Origin of the sequence: Aquimarina atlantica (genome assembly GCF_000626715.1) — a bacterium.
Taxonomy (GTDB): domain Bacteria; phylum Bacteroidota; class Bacteroidia; order Flavobacteriales; family Flavobacteriaceae; genus Aquimarina; species Aquimarina atlantica.
Map to the genome: position 1 here is coordinate 210041 of NZ_AQRA01000004.1, position 16483 is coordinate 226523.

General features: G+C 33.4%; 13 protein-coding genes. 8 read left to right on the forward strand and 5 right to left on the reverse strand.

Annotated features, from left to right (window positions below; all coding sequences use genetic code 11):
• From ATO12_RS09900 to ATO12_RS09915, 4 genes are all read left to right on the forward strand, one after another.
• Complete coding sequence (locus ATO12_RS09900; protein ID WP_034241559.1) at positions 1–2406, forward strand: 3-hydroxyacyl-CoA dehydrogenase/enoyl-CoA hydratase family protein; 2406 nt, start codon at positions 1–3, stop codon at positions 2404–2406.
• A gap of 41 nt (positions 2407–2447) precedes the next feature.
• Entirely contained in the window at positions 2448–2807 is a 360-nt protein-coding gene (locus tag ATO12_RS09905) for a four helix bundle protein (protein WP_034241560.1), read from the forward strand.
• 59 nt (positions 2808–2866) lie between these two features.
• Positions 2867–4060 (forward strand): acetyl-CoA C-acyltransferase, encoded by a 1194-nt coding sequence (locus tag ATO12_RS09910; protein ID WP_034241561.1) that lies wholly within the window; start codon positions 2867–2869, stop codon positions 4058–4060.
• A 90-nt stretch (positions 4061–4150) separates the two neighbouring features.
• A complete protein-coding gene (locus ATO12_RS09915; RefSeq protein WP_034241562.1) occupies positions 4151–5962 on the forward strand; it encodes an acyl-CoA dehydrogenase family protein in 1812 nt (603 codons plus the stop codon).
• Between the two features lie 87 nt (positions 5963–6049).
• Here the strand turns inward: ATO12_RS09915 and ATO12_RS09920 are convergent, their stop codons facing one another.
• From ATO12_RS09920 to ATO12_RS09935, 4 genes are all read right to left on the reverse strand, one after another.
• Positions 6050–6739 carry an ArsR/SmtB family transcription factor gene (locus ATO12_RS09920; RefSeq protein WP_034241563.1) on the reverse strand — a complete coding sequence of 230 codons (690 nt, stop codon included), beginning with the start codon at positions 6737–6739 and terminating at the stop codon, positions 6050–6052.
• Positions 6740–6836: 97 nt separating this feature from the next.
• A complete protein-coding gene (locus ATO12_RS09925) occupies positions 6837–7307 on the reverse strand; it encodes a DinB family protein (RefSeq protein ID WP_034241564.1) in 471 nt (156 codons plus the stop codon).
• Positions 7308–7319: 12 nt separating this feature from the next.
• Entirely contained in the window at positions 7320–7712 is a 393-nt protein-coding gene (locus ATO12_RS09930; RefSeq protein ID WP_034241565.1) for an amino acid-binding ACT domain-containing protein, read from the reverse strand.
• A 149-nt stretch (positions 7713–7861) separates the two neighbouring features.
• On the reverse strand, positions 7862–8317 hold the full coding sequence (locus tag ATO12_RS09935) for an OsmC family protein (RefSeq protein ID WP_034241566.1): 456 nt from the start codon (positions 8315–8317) through the stop codon (positions 7862–7864).
• 485 nt (positions 8318–8802) lie between these two features.
• Between ATO12_RS09935 and ATO12_RS09940 the strand changes: the two genes are divergently transcribed.
• Both ATO12_RS09940 and ATO12_RS09945 read left to right on the forward strand, forming a co-directional pair.
• A complete protein-coding gene (locus ATO12_RS09940; RefSeq protein ID WP_034241567.1) occupies positions 8803–9597 on the forward strand; it encodes a sugar-binding protein in 795 nt (264 codons plus the stop codon).
• Between the two features lie 4 nt (positions 9598–9601).
• Entirely contained in the window at positions 9602–10756 is a 1155-nt protein-coding gene (locus tag ATO12_RS09945) for an MFS transporter (protein ID WP_034241568.1), read from the forward strand.
• Positions 10757–10805: 49 nt separating this feature from the next.
• Here ATO12_RS09945 and ATO12_RS09950 read toward each other — a convergent pair whose 3' ends face one another.
• Positions 10806–11279 carry an RNA polymerase sigma factor gene (locus tag ATO12_RS09950; RefSeq protein ID WP_262482576.1) on the reverse strand — a complete coding sequence of 158 codons (474 nt, stop codon included), beginning with the start codon at positions 11277–11279 and terminating at the stop codon, positions 10806–10808.
• Positions 11280–11481: 202 nt separating this feature from the next.
• Between ATO12_RS09950 and ATO12_RS09955 the strand changes: the two genes are divergently transcribed.
• Positions 11482–12651 carry a FecR family protein gene (locus tag ATO12_RS09955; protein WP_051575725.1) on the forward strand — a complete coding sequence of 390 codons (1170 nt, stop codon included), beginning with the start codon at positions 11482–11484 and terminating at the stop codon, positions 12649–12651.
• Between the two features lie 269 nt (positions 12652–12920).
• Positions 12921–16475, forward strand: a complete 3555-nt coding sequence (locus ATO12_RS09960; RefSeq protein WP_165583360.1) for a SusC/RagA family TonB-linked outer membrane protein — start codon at positions 12921–12923, stop codon at positions 16473–16475.
• Positions 16476–16483: the final 8 nt, after the last annotated feature.

Sequence of the window (16483 nt, forward strand, 5' to 3'; positions counted from 1 at the left end):
ATGAAAAGAATCATTAAAAAAGTTGCAGTTATCGGCTCAGGAATTATGGGGTCCGGTATTGCATGTCATTTCGCTAATATTGGTGTCGAAGTACTATTATTAGACATAGTCCCTCGAGAACTTAACGACAAAGAAAAAGCGAAAGGCCTTACTCTAGAAAACAAAGTGGTCCGTAATCGATTAGTAAATGATTCACTTACCGCTGCTCTTAAATCCAAACCCTCTCCTATATACCATCAAAAATTTGCGAATCGAATCACTACAGGAAACCTGGAAGATGATATCGCTAAAGTTGCAGATGTAGATTGGATTATAGAAGTTGTTGTAGAAAGATTAGATATCAAAAAAATAGTTTTTGAAAATCTTGAAAAACACAGAACACCGGGTACATTAATTACCTCTAATACTTCCGGTATCCCTATTCAATTTATGAGCGAAGGGAGAAGTGAAGATTTCCAAAAACATTTCTGCGGAACTCATTTCTTTAACCCTGCTCGTTATCTTAAATTATTTGAAATCATTCCGGGTCCAAATACTTCTCAGGAGGTTTTAGATTTTCTTAATGGATATGGAGAACAATACCTGGGAAAAACCTCAGTAGTTGCAAAAGACACTCCTGCTTTTATTGGTAATAGAATAGGAATCTTTAGCATTATGAGTTTATTTCATATGGTAAAAGAAATGGGATTAACAATAGAAGAAGTAGATAAACTTACTGGTCCTGTAATTGGTCGTCCAAAATCTGCCACATTCCGTACAGTAGATGTGGTTGGTCTCGATACTTTGGTTCATGTAGCTAACGGTATTGCCGATAATTGTACAGATGACGAACGTCACGAATTATTCAAACTCCCCGATTTCATCACTACTATGATGGAAAACAAATGGTTAGGAAGTAAAACCAAACAGGGATTTTATAAAAAGAATGTCGGTGCCGATGGGAAAAGAGAAATCTTGTCTTTGGACTTAGATACTTTAGAGTATAGAGAAAAGAAAAGAGCTTCTTTTGCTACGCTTGAAATGACAAAAACTATCGACAAAGTAGTAGATCGTTTTAAAGTATTAGTATCAGGTAAAGATAAAGCTGGAGAATTTTATCGTAAAAATTTATCCGCATTATTCGCATATGTATCTAATCGTATTCCTGAAATTACAGATGATTTATATAAAATTGACGACGCAATGAAAGCTGGTTTTGGTTGGGAGCATGGTCCTTTCCAAATTTGGGATGCTGTCGGAGTAGAAAAAGGAATCGAAATGATGCGTGCAGAAGGTTATGAACCTGCTTCATGGGTACTAGATATGACCGCATCTGGTAGTGCTTCCTTTTATACCGTAAATAACGGAGCTACATTTTTCTATGATATTCCTAAAAAAGAACAAGTAAAAGTACCAGGGCAAGATGCATTTATCATTCTGGATAATATTCGCAAATCTTCAGAAGTATTTAAAAATAGCGGAGTTGTAGTAGAAGATCTTGGTGATGGAATCCTAAATGTAGAATTTCAAAGTAAGATGAACACTATTGGTGGTGATGTATTAGCCGGACTAAATAAAGCTATCGATATTGCCGAGAAGGATTTTCAAGGATTGGTCGTTGGTAATCAAGCCGCAAACTTCTCTGTAGGTGCAAATATCGGAATGATATTTATGATGGCAGTTGAGCAAGAATACGATGAGCTTAATATGGCAATTAAATACTTTCAGGATTCTATGATGCGTATGCGTTATTCTGCAATCCCAACAATTGCTGCGCCTCATGGTATGACACTTGGTGGTGGATGTGAGCTTTCTATGCATGCCGATAAAGTAGTAGCAGCTGCAGAAACATATATAGGACTCGTAGAATTTGGTGTTGGTGTAATCCCTGGTGGTGGTGGTTCTAAAGAAATGGCATTAAGAGCCTCAGACACTTTTAAGAAAAATGATGTAGAGCTTAATGTATTACAAGAACATTTCTTAACTATAGGTATGGCCAAAGTATCTACTTCTGCTTACGAAGCTTATGATACTAACATTCTTCAAAAAGGAAAAGATATTGTAGTCGTTAATAAAGATCGCCAGATTGCCACAGCAAAAGCTCATGCAAAATTAATGGCAGAACAAGGATACACGCAGCCTGTAAAACGTAAGGATGTAAAAGTCTTAGGAAAACAAGCATTAGGTATGTTCTTAGTAGGAACTGATGCTATGGAAGCTAGTAAATATATCTCTGAGCATGATCATAAAATTGCTAATAAACTGGGCTATGTAATGGCAGGAGGAGATTTATCAGAACCAACATTAGTAACAGAGCAATATTTACTGGATCTAGAACGTGAAGCTTTCTTGTCACTTTGTACAGAACGTAAAACTCTTGAGCGTATCGAGCATATGCTTAAAAAAGGAAAACCATTACGTAACTAAATATAAAGAAACTAGAGGCTAGACCTTAAGAGACTAGACAAATGGCAAGACATAATTTTAAAAAATTAAAAATTTGGCAGGAAAGCATGAAACTGGTAAGTGACAATTATAAACTTACAAGAACCTTTCCTGAATCTGAAAGATTTAATCTAATTAGCCAAATGAATAGATGTGCTGTTTCAATTCCTTCAAATATATCAGAGGGATCAAGCAAGAGTACAAATAGACATTTCAAAAAGTTTCTAGAAAATAGTTTAGGATCAGCTTTTGAGTGGGAAACTCAACTTATTATTTCTTTTAATGAAAATTATTTTAATAAAGAAAAATTTGAGGAATTAGAAAGTAAAATTTTACAAATACAGAAAATGATAGGATCTTTTATAGATAATTTGACTGACTAGAGTCTAGGTTCTAGTCTCTAGATTCTAGAATCTTCATTTTCAAAACAAACATAGTAACTATGAGTAAAACAGCATATATAGTAAAAGCATATAGAACAGCCGTAGGAAAAGCTCCTCGCGGAGTGTTCAGATTTAAAAGAACAGATGAATTGGCCGCTGAGACTATTCAGCATATGATGAAAGAATTACCTCAATTGGATAAAGAACGTATCGACGATGTAATTGTGGGTAATGCTATGCCAGAAGGATCTCAAGGACTTAATATGGCTCGTCTTATCTCTTTGATGGGATTAAATTCAATTGATGTCCCGGGAGTAACTGTAAACAGGTTTTGCTCTTCAGGGATTGAAACCATTGGTATTGCTACCGCAAAAATTCAGGCAGGAATGGCCGATTGTATTATTGCTGGTGGTGCAGAAAGCATGAGTTCTGTTCCTATGACAGGATATAAAACAGAACTTAATTATGACTTGGCCAAATCAGGACATGAAGATTATTATTGGGGAATGGGAAATACTGCAGAAGCAGTAGCCAATCAATTTAATGTATCGCGTGAAGATCAGGATGAGTTTGCATACAACTCCCATATGAAAGCTTTAAAAGCTCAAGCAGAAAATCGTTTTCAGGACCAAATTGTTCCTATTAATGTTGAGCAAATCTACGTTGATGAAAATGGAAAAAAAGCTACCAAATCATATACAGTATCTAAAGATGAAGGACCTCGTGCAGGAACCAGTAAAGAAGTTTTAGGAAAGTTAAGACCTGTATTTGCTGCAGGAGGAAGCGTAACTGCCGGTAATTCTTCGCAAATGAGTGACGGTGCTGCTTTTGTTATGGTTATGAGTGAAGAAATGGTAAAAGAATTAAATCTCGAACCTATTGCAAGACTTGTTAATTATGCTGCCGCCGGTGTAGAACCAAGAATTATGGGTATCGGTCCTGTAAAAGCTATTCCGAAAGCCTTAAAACAAGCCGGATTAAAACAAGACGACATAGAACTTATAGAGCTTAATGAAGCTTTTGCATCTCAATCGCTTGCTGTAATCAGAGAACTAGGTCTTAATCAAGACATCGTAAATGTTAATGGTGGTGCTATTGCATTAGGACATCCTTTAGGGTGTACAGGAGGAAAACTTTCTGTTCAATTATTTGACGAAATGCGTAAACGTGATATGAAAGGCAAATACGGAATGGTAACCATGTGTGTAGGTACAGGACAAGGTGCCGCTGGTATTTATGAATTTTTAAACTAAACTAGAATTGAGATTTGAGTATTGAGAATACTGTACAAACTATCTTACTACTCAATACTCATTATTAATTGCTAAAACCTTATTAAAAAAATGAGTGATAAAACTATAAATAAAGATATTCTTAGAGGAGGACAATTCCTTGTTAAAGAAACAAATTGTGAAGATGTATTTACTCCAGAAGATTTTTCTGAGGAGCAAAGAATGATGCGTGATAGTGCTAAAGAATTTGTAGATCGTGAGCTGTGGGCACATTGGGAACGATTCGAAAGTAAAGACTATGCATTTACAGAAGAATGCATGCGTAAAGCCGGTGAACTTGGACTTTTAGGAGTTTCTGTACCCGAAGCATATGATGGATTGGGAATGGGATTTGTATCTACCATGTTAGTTTGTGATTATATCTCTGGCGCTACCGGATCGTTTAGTACCGCTTTTGGAGCTCATACCGGTATCGGTACCATGCCAATCACCCTATATGGTAATGAAGAGCAAAAGAAAAAATATGTCCCTAAGCTTGCTACCGGTGAGTGGTTTGGAGCATACTGCTTAACAGAACCAGGTGCAGGATCAGATGCAAATTCTGGTAAAACAAAAGCTGTTCTTTCTGAAGACGGTACACATTATTTGATTTCTGGTCAGAAAATGTGGATATCTAATGCTGGCTTCTGTAGTTTATTTATTGTCTTTGCCCGTATTGAAGATGATAAAAACATCACAGGATTTATCGTAGAAAACGATCCTTCTAATGGGATTTCTCTTGGTGACGAAGAAAAGAAACTAGGGATTCACTCCTCTTCTACCCGCCAGGTATTCTTTAGTGATACCAAAGTACCGGTAGAAAATATGTTATCAGAAAGAGGTAATGGTTTTAAAATAGCAATGAATGCACTAAATGTAGGTCGTATCAAACTTGCTGCTGCCTGTCTTGATGCGCAACGTCGTGTGATTGGTGAAGCTACTAAATATGCCAATGAGCGTATCCAGTTTAAAACACCTATTATGAACTTTGGTGCTATTAAAGCTAAAATTGCTGAAATGGCAACCAACGTTTATGCCGATGAATCTGCTAGTTACAGAGCAGCAAAAAATATCGAAGATAGAATTGCTATCCGTCAAGCGGAAGGAAATACACATCAGGAAGCAGAACTAAAAGGTGTCGAAGAATATGCGATCGAGTGCTCTATTCTTAAAGTTGCCGTTTCTGAAGATGTACAAAGTTGTACCGATGAAGGTGTACAAATTTTTGGTGGTATGGGATTCTCTGCAGATACCCCAATGGAATCTGCATGGAGAGATGCTCGTATCTCCCGTATCTACGAAGGTACTAACGAGATCAATCGTATGCTTGCCGTAGGAATGTTAGTAAAGAAAGCTATGAAAGGCCATGTAGATCTTCTTGGGCCTGCCATGAAAGTTGCAGATGAGCTAACTGGTATTCCATCTTTTGACACTCCTGATTATTCAGTTCTATTTTCTGAAGAAAAAGAAATTATAGCTAAGCTTAAAAAAGTATTCTTGATGGTTGCAGGGGCTGCTGTTCAAAAATTTGGACCACAACTCGAGGAGCATCAACAATTATTATTAGCTGCTTCAGATATTTTAATAGAAATTTACATGGCAGAATCTGCAATCTTACGTACGGAGAAAAATGCAAAACGTTTTGGTGAGGAAGCTCAGGAAACTCAAATAGCAATGTCTCAATTATATTTATATAATGCGGTAGATATTGTTATTAAAAAAGGAAAAGAAGGAATAGTTTCTTTTGCTGAAGGAGATGAACAACGAATGATGTTAATGGGACTTAAGCGTTTTACCAAATATGCAAATCAACCAAATGTAGTTGCATTAAGAACCAAAATTGCTGATAAAATTGCCAAAGAAAACGGGTATTTTATTGGATAATCATTAGAATATAAAAAACACATCATATAATGTTTTGTGTTTAATTTATCATAAGAAACCGCCTTTTGAATAATAAAAAGGCGGTTTTTATATGTCCATATTTAGTCTTGTTTTCAATTCTAGTTTTCCTTTTCCTGTTATCAAAATCTCTCTAGAGTCTTTTTTCCTGCGTATCCAGTCATTTTGCAACATCATTGTAAGAAAAGAAGCCCCTAATGCACCTGCCAGGTGATGCCTACGCTCACTCCAATCTAAGCACGGATGAGCAAAAGATCGTTTTTGTGATATTACATCATCGATATTAATACCAACATCTCGAAACCAACTCTTTCCTATAGAAGTAACTTTATAGGTTCGTTCTACAATTTCTATCATACCCTTATCCAGCAAGGCATCAGTAATTTTTACGCCTATTTCCCCTGCCAAATGATCATAACAGGTTCTGGCATATGTTATACCATTAAGTTCTGGCTTTTTAGCTCTGGTATATGCATCATTCATAGATACTAGTCCAGCCATAGATTCAATAACCTGAGCTACTTCTGAAGTCGCATACCTATAATAGCGATGTCTTCCTTGTTTTTCTACCTGCAATATATGAGCCTGAATTAGTTTTTTTAAATGATTACTTGCTGATTGTGCAGAGATATTAGCACATACTGATAGCTCTAGAGCCGTATATGCTCTACCATCTAATAAGCACCATAGCATAACAGATCGAGATTTATCCCCTAATAAAGAGGCGATCTGAGCAAATTTATTTTCAAACTCTTCCATTAACTATTATCACAATATGATCTGGTTTTAATACACAAAACTAATGCAATATCATTTGCGCTTTGAATTTACTATAATATAATCGATATCATCATTTTCAATCCCATATTTTAGGTCTTTTTACTCCAAGTGTTCTCAAATAATCAAGCATCTGCCCCATATGCACTGCTTCATGAAACACGATTCTATTGAGATAGTCACCAAGCTTTTTGCTCTGCCCCACTTCTGTTCTTTCTATTCTTATATTTTCGAGATCTGTGTCTGTTAACTCCTCTATCATATCAAGAAAACTCTTTCTATAACGCTTTGCCATCTCTAGCTCAAACTCCAGATCCACATACTTCATTTCTTGCCATGGAGAATAGTAATCTCCCAGATTTCCTCTGTTGTCAATTATTTTATGAAATAAATGCTCTGCTTCTAACACATGTCTAATCATTTCAATAATAGAGAATGCATTTTTATCTGGTTTCCAATCAAAATATTCTTCTGGTATTCCTTTCCAAAGCTTAATACTTCGCCTTCTTGTCTCTGTACAGTTTAACAAGATGATATCTATCGAATTCATTATATGTATGTTTTAATATATTCCTCTGCTCCAATTCTCCGAAACAATTTTTCCTTTTTCATAATCATCTACAACTAGTATTAATTGATTATCATGATCGCTATATTGTGTTATTATATTAATGTTATTTTTTTCCATTAAGCGGCAAATTTTCCCTAACTGCCCGGGAACTTCCTGATTTAATTTCTGAATTAGCACTTCATTTACCGCAAAGACTTCAACCCCATAAGACTCTAGTGCTTTCTTTCCTTTTTCTGCATCTTCTACCAAAAAATTGGCTACCCCTATATTGTTATGTACAAAAACGCCTCCTCCTTCAAGGCTTACTCCTGCATTTCCTAAAACCTCTCCCATTTCTGCCAAAGCCCCAGGTTTGTTGTCTAACTTGATTGCTAAATTTTTCATCTGTTCTTTTTTATTGTTTTTTTAGTTGTCAGATGAAATTACTCATCTGTTGATTACTTATAATTATGGTATTCGTGAATCTTTGATTTCACCATTGAACCTCTCGGTTGCTATCCACTCAATTGTTATAGCTCATTTCATATTTGATTTTATATTAATTTAATTTGAATATTGGCTTTGATAGAGTTTGCGATAAAACAATTAGAATGTGCTAGGTTATGCATTTGCTCTATAGCTTTTGTTGAAGGATAATTTCCTTTAAAAATCACCTTAGGGGATAATGTAATTACAGTAATTGCTTTTTTTCCTTTTACTTCTTTTAATAGCCCTACAGGATGATCTTCATAACACTCTACAATGTATTTTTTCTTTGCAGCAATAGATAGAAAAAATAGCATATGACAACTCGAAACAGATGCTAAAAATGCCTCTTCGGGATCTACCGCAGATGCATCAGACATTGGAGTAGGAATTATGTCTGGAGAAGAAGAAGCCCGTATTTCTGCTCCTCCATCAAAATACCAGGTATGCACCCTACTGTATTTTCCACTCTCAAAGGCTTCATGTTGATTTTTCTTCCAAAGTATTCTCGCCGAATGTTTCATTCTACGTATTGGTTTTTGTGTAACGCAAAAGTAAAACAGCAATGTTTTTTTTATTTCATTCTAGAATGAAGTATGAAGTTTTAATCCATAATTTCAAAAAAAAGAGACAGACGTATGTACATATTAATTTTTTAAAAGAAAATATTTTCTTCCTAAACCATAATGACCAAGAGCCTCTTATTTTTATTTAGTGTCCAAATTCTGTCTATATATATCTTATTTCATTCTTTTATTACTTACACAAAATAAAAGCAAACCTTAGTATTTTATTTCAAAATAAGATATTAAGGTTTATTGAATACTCACTAAAATCAAAACTCAATTTAATCCGTTTTTTAATGTTATATAAATATAAAACATCTATTTCTGGTTATCCCGTAATCTACCATTAGAAATACAAATGATTATTACTTATTTATATGCCACATCTTATTTTTAAAATTTTGTTCACTACATTTATCATAATTATGTCACTAAATCTCATTATGAAAAGAATATTTTTATTATTCATTTTATTATTTATACTAAGTTGTAAAAAAAACCTTCCTAACTCGACTAAAGATGAGCTGGCAGTCCTAGATCAAAAAGATTTACGAAAACAGAACGTTAAAATTGATCATCAAATCAGAAAAGTTAAAAAAGCAGTAATTGTTCCTAAGCTAGATGGTAAAATGGATGATCCTATCTGGAAAGAAGCTATTTGGTATGGTTTTGATCAAAGATGGTTGGGAGCACCGTATACTTTTAATGATTTTTTTGGAAGATATAAAGTAGTCTGGACCCCAGAAGCATTGTATGTATTAGTCGAAATCAAGGATGATGTTTTATTTGATCAAAACAAAGATCCATTAAGTTTATGGTGGGATGATGATTGTGTAGAAATTTTTATTGACGCAGATAACTCTGGTGGGGATCATCAATATTCTAATAATGCATTTGCATATCATGTAGCATTAGATGGAAATGTAGTGGATCTCGATAAACATAAAAAACCTGTACTATATAACAATCATGTTAGCTCTAAACGTATTACTAATGGTGATGTATCGGTATGGGAATTTGAGATTATTGTATATGATGATACTTATGAAGAAGGAAAAGTTAATGACCCAATGATCTTAAAAAAAGATCAGAAACTAGGTTTCGCTATTGCTTATAATGATAATGATGGCAGCAAAGAAAGAGAAAATTTTATCGGTTCTGTTTTTATCCCGGGAGAAGAAAAAAATTTGGGGTGGATTAATGCCGATATTTTTGGCACAATCATTTTAGAAGAATAATGTATTGAAATCAAAATTCTACATACTCCCTGTAATTATCATTTCGCAGTTTTTCTGTACTTCGTTATGGTTTGCCGGTAATGCTGTCATCGATGACCTTGCTTCTCAGTTTAATGTAGAGTTTAATATCCTGGGGTATCTTTTATCTTTTGTACAATTCGGATTTATTGTAGGAACACTCACTTTTGCTTTATTAACATTAGCCGATCGGTTTTCTCCTTCTCGCATATTTATGATTTGTGCTTTCTTGGGAGGGCTTAGTAACTTATCCTTGCTTATTCCTGATATTACAGTTTTTAATTTACTTACTGCAAGATTTGGTACTGGTTTTTTTCTTGCCGGAATATATCCTATTGGTATGAAAATAGCTTCTGATTATTATAAAGATGGCCTAGGAAAAGCACTTGGATATCTTGTAGGTGCTTTGGTATTAGGAACAGCTTTTCCTCACCTAATTAATCAGTTTTCGTGGAGTAGTGATTATAAAGCAGTAATTATTAGTACATCTATTTTAGCATTTGTCGGAGGCTTAGCAATGTGGTTTTTGGTTCCCGATGGTCCGTACAGAAAACTTGTTTCTAAACTTCAGCTTGGGATAGTCACACAACTTTTTAACATACCCAGTTTTAAAAAAGCTGCTTTTGGATATTTTGGACATATGTGGGAACTCTATGCATTTTGGGGATTTATCCCAATTATCCTTAAAACGTATTCTCGCTTACAATCTGTACAACTACAGGTATCTTTTTGGTCTTTTATTATAATAGGCGTTGGTTTTATTTCTTGTATTCTGGGTGGTTTGATTTCATTAAAAACCGGCAGTAGAAAAGTAGCATATAATTCATTATTAATTTCCGGAATATTTTGTATTGCTTCTCCTCTGCTTTTTCTATTACCTCCCGAATTATTTTTAATTGCTTTATGTACCTGGGGAATGTTAGTCATTTCAGATTCCCCTCAATTTTCAACAATGGTGGCTGCTGCTGTGCCTCCCGAATTAAGAGGAACCGCTCTTACAATTATTAATTGTATTGGATTTGCCATTACTATAATTAGTATTCAGTTATTATCCTTTTTAACAGGTAAATTAGATAATACTATGCTATATGTATTTTTAAGCATAGGTCCTATTTTAGGAATATACACATTAAGAAAATAAGTATCTAAGTACTAATAGGTTTGAAAGATTCTTTTTGGCCAGAAATATCCTAGTCTATAGGCTCGAGAGCTTCTTTAATTCTTGACATCGCTTTTGACATTTGAGCTTCGACAGTTTTTACCGAAATATCCAATTGTTCTGCTACTTCTTTATATTTAAATCCCTGGATTTTATTTAAAACAAATATTTCTTTACATTTTGGAGGAAGCTTTTCAATTTCGGCCTGAACACGATTTATTTTTTTCTTGATAAAATCGTTATCCTCCTCTACAAAAACATCTAAAGTGTTTTTTTGTATTTGTTCTATATAGTTTAACTCTTTTTTATTTTTATTATATGAATCTATCAATTCATAATAGCATGCTTTGTATAAATAATTCTTGATAGAAGTATTAATATTTAATTTTTTTTTATTCTTCCAAATCTTAAGCATTACGTTCTGAACAACGTCTTCTGCTTGTTGTTTATTCCTTGATAAACTATAGATATAGGAGCACAATTCGTTATAGTACATTTCATACAAATGCCTGTATACAAATTCATTACCTTTTTTAAGTTCCTTTATTTGGGTCTCGTTCTTTATAGCACTCTTTTTTTAACTCATTTTTAAACCCTCTCGCAAAACAATTAACAAAAACTTTACATAAATAATAAAAAAAATAGTTTCAGAAGTAAGGGTTTTTTATTTTTTTCAAGTCTTAACTATAAATAAGCCAATAATTCGCATGAAAAAAAATAAAGATTTGGATATAAATCAAATACTTAAATACCTAAATAATGAGATGTCCGAGCGAGAACTCACCGAGTTCAAAAAATTATTGAATGATGAAGAAAATTTAAACGAATTTAAAAAATACATTATCACCGATCATTACATCCAATTAGGCAAAAATGATTTTGATAATCAAAAAGCAGCATCATCATTCCAAAAACATATACAAAGTACAAAATCTCGTACTAAAATCCGCAAAAATAGAATCAATAATTACTTAAAATATGCTGCAGTTTTTGTAGGGCTTATAGTTGGTAGTGCTTTATACTACAACAATACTTTTTTTGGTACCGATTCTACTCTAAATGAAGTAACATTACAGTTAAGTGATGGCAGTCTTGAAACCATACAAGAGAATGAGTTATTTAAAGAAATTAAAAATAATGATGGTACTGTAGTTGGGATTCAGGAAAAAGGTAAAATAGTATATAACAACGAAAAAAATAACATCGCAGAAGCTAAACCAAAAATCAATACATTAAAAGTTCCTTATGGAAGAAAATTTCAGTTAGAATTATCTGATGGTACAACGGTTCATGTTAATGCAGGTTCTACATTAAAATTTCCTGTGCATTTTGTTGCCGGGCAGGTTCGTGAAGTAGAATTATCTGGTGAAGCCTATTTTGAAGTTGCCAGAAATGAAGAAGCTCCGTTCGTTGTATCTACCAATGGTATTAAAACTGAAGTTTTAGGAACAAAATTTAATGTCTCTTCTTATGCAGATGATTCATTTTCTGAGGTTGTTCTGGTAGAAGGTAGTGTAGGTGTATTTAAAAACAAGGGACGATTTGATAAAGATACCGATCAAATACTTAAGCCAAATCAAAAGGCTAGTCTTTTAAAAACAGGTCAGAATTTGAATATTTCTACCGTAAAAACAGAAAATTATACCGCTTGGGTTGATGGGATATTACTCTTTAAAAATGAAAGTTTTGAGAGTATCATTAAGAAACTTGAGAGGTCTTACGACAAGAAGATAACAGTTAATTATCAAAAAATTAAGAAAGAAAAATTTACAGGTCAGTTCGATGTAGAAAGTATAGAAGATGTATTAAAAACATTTAAAAGCAATACCTTCTTTAATTTCACCATCAAAGAAAATGAAATAATTATTAACCCCTAAAGCAAAAAAAGTATGTTTCCAAAGTGACTAGAAAACAAAAAAATCGAGAAATGCTGCAACATCTCCCGATTTAGAGTAAGCGTAATTTAACAATGGTTCAATCATTAAATCATATTAAAAATATGAAAATAATTAGACAAAACCACACAAATGGTGTGGCAAAATTAATATTTAATTTGAAAATGAGGCTAACAATACTATTAATTATATTGTCTCTATTTAGAATAAATGCAAATACGTATTCTCAAAACACTAAAATTTCACTAGACGTGAAAAACTTTACAATTGAGAGAGTATTTGATTTAATACAACAAAAAACTGAATTTAAAGTATTTTTTAAAGATGCTGAGGTAAATACTAAAAGAAAGGTATCTTTTAAAGTTTCTAACAAAAGAGTAGAATATATTTTAGATAAAATATTTAGAAATACTAATGTTTCTTATAAAATAGTAGATAAGCAAATCGTATTAGTAAAAAAAGAAGTTAATTCTAATATACCAACAATCAAAAAACGACAGTCTGCACTTATTAAACCTCAAAAAGGGTTTGAAATTAATGGGCAGGTAGTTGACAAAAACGGTCTCCCCATCCCCGGGTCTACTGTATCTATTCAAGGAACTACTCAAGGAGTAGTTACAGACTTTGATGGAAATTTTACGATGCGAGTTTCGGTATCAGACATACTTAAAGTCGAAAACTTAGGTTACGAAACTCAAACTATTACGATTACAGATAAGAATAAAAAAACATTTAATATTGTATTAAAAGAATCTGTAGAATCACTAGATGAAGTGATTATTACTGATGGTTATAAAAAAGTAGATCGTCGTCTTTTTGCCGGAGTTGCTACGAAACTTAATCTAGAAGATATTAAAATTGAAGGTGTTTCTGATGCCTCAAGACTTTTAGAAGGTAGAGATGCAGGTGTTGTTGTAGATAATGTTTCTGGTTCTTTTGGTGCATCACCAAGAATTAGAATTAGAGGTAACACCTCTCTTAATGGTAACAATAATCCAATTTGGGTGGTTGACGGAGTAATTCTGGAAGACAATGTTGAATTAGATCAACAGGATTTAGCTTCTGGAGATATCAATTCATTAATTGGTTCTTCTATTGCTGGATTAAATCCTGATGATATTCAGAGTTTCTCTATTCTAAAAGATGCTTCTGCAACAGCATTATACGGAGCGCGTGCCAAGAATGGAGTAATTGTAATTACAACCAAAAAAGGTAAAAGAGGTGGATTAAGTGTAAACTATAGTAATAATTTTGCTTATCGTTTAAGACCTCGATATACAAATTTTAATGTATTAAATTCTCAACAAGAATTATCTGTATATGCAGAATTGGTAGATAAAGGATTAATAGATCTTACTACAGCTCAGCTTGCAGAATCTTACGGTGTTTTAGGTCAGTATTACAACCTAAGAAGAACTAATGATGTAGAGATAGGAGCTAACGGAGAATTAGCAGATAGTTTTTTCAGACGTTACCAGGTGGCCAATACAGATTGGTTTAAAACACTTTTTAGTGACTTTTCATTACAACAGACGCATTCTTTAAGTGTATCTGGGGGAAGTGATGATGCGATTTACTATTTCTCTGCGAGTTACCTTAATGATCAAGGACAAACTATTGGTGATAATGCGCAGCGATACACCACAAAACTAAATACCAAATTTAACCTTTCTGACAAGTTTTCGATAAATACATCATTAACGGGTAGTTTTAGAAAACAAAAAGCTCCGGGTACTAATGATAGATCATTAAACCCATTAACTGGTGAATTTGAGCGTGAATTCGAAATCAACCCATATAGTTTTTCTTTAACCAACAGTAGAAGTGTTACCCCGTATGATGAAAATGGTAACCTAGAGTTCTTTAGAAAAAACTATGCACCTTTTAATATCATTCATGAATTAGAAAACAACTATATTGATATTGATGTAACGGACATTACATTCCAAACAGATTTAAATTATAAGATTACTAATAATTTAACGGCTACTTCTACTTTTAACTACCGTAAAGCAATTACTCAAAGAGAGCATATTATTGGTGATAAGTCTAACCAGGCAGAAGCATTTAGAGCAGATGAAGGCGTTTTGGCAAATGTAAACCCTTTCTTATATCAAGATAGAGATAATTTAACCAGACCTCCATACTCTATATTACCAGAAGGTGGTATAAATATTTTTAATGAAGATATTTTAGACTATGTATACTGGAGAAACTCTATTTCCTGGAACCCGTACATAGGAGATAATCATCAATTTACGTTTCTTTTAGGACAAGAAATAAAATCTTCTACAAGACAACGTAGAGAATACAATGGTATTGGTATCTCTTATGACAATGGATATCTAATTAACACCAATCCAGATGCTATTGATCAGGCAATTGATAATAACGATCAATATTTTGATATTGAAAACTTTAGAGATCGTTTTACCGGTTTCTTCTTCAATGCAGGATATACTTTAAACAACAAGTATACAATTAATGGTACAATAAGATATGATGGATCTAACTTACAAGGATCAAGTCCGGATGCAAGATATCTTACAAACTATAATATAAGTGGAGCATGGAATATTGATAAAGAAGATTTCTTTAAAGCAGAATGGGTAAATCTTTTAAAACTAAAAGCTACCTATGGTCTATCAGGAGGTAGAGGTCCATCAAACACAAGTGCTTCTCTTGACTTAAGAGGTCAGACTCCATTACGTCCTCAGGATCAAGAAAGTGTAATTAGAATTAATTCATTAGAAAACTCTAATTTAACTTTTGAAAAGCTTAAAGAATTTAGTGTTGGATTAGAATTCTCTATGTTTAACAGCCGTGTTGCGGGTGAATTAGGATATTATAAACGTAATTCATTTGACCTTATTGGAACCATTAAGACGAGCGGTGTAGGTGGTGAAGCTTTTAAAACAGGTAATTATGCCGATTTAGATGTTGAAGGATATGAATTTGCCCTATCTACAGTAAACCTAAAAACAGATAAGTTTAAATGGTCTACAAATATTAATGTAGGTTATAATACTGAAGAAGTAAAAGAACTTAAATTTGATCCTCGTATGGTAGATTTAATATCTCCATCAGGAGCACCTTTTACTGGTCGTGAAATCTCTGCATTATACTCAGTTAGATTCGCTGGTTTAAATGAATTTGGTATTCCAACATTCTTTGATGCAGATAATAATAGAGTAACTAATATAGATCTTCAGAGTAGAGAAGATATTGAAAAAGTATTAAAGTATGAAGGACCTACCCAACCTAGAGGAGCAGGTGGACTTAACAATACTTTTGAGTACGGTGGTTTTTCTTTATCAGCTAACATTTCGTTTAAATTCGATTACAAGATTCGTTTAAATAGTAATTTCGATGCAGCGTATACAGATTTCAACTCTCTTCCTGGAGAATTAATCAACAGATGGGCTGTTCCCGGAGATGAAAACGTAACGAATATCCCTGCTATACTGGATAATCGTGTTTTAATAAGTGAACTTAACGGTTTTGTAAATAACGGAGTTGTATTTGCTGGAGATAATGCATACCAGTTATATAACAATAGTGACCTAAGAGTAGTAGACGGAACATATGCACGTATGAGATCTATAGCATTAGGATACTCTGTACCTTCTTCATATGCTGAAAAATTAGGTCTTACCTCTGCAAGAATTCGTTTGCAAGGAGAGAATTTATTCTTAATATACTCTGACAAAGGGTTAAATGGTCAGGATCCTGAATTCTTTAATTCTGGAGGAGCTGCATTACCAGTGCCAAAAACTGTATCTCTTTCACTTAATGTTGGATTCTAAAAAAAGAT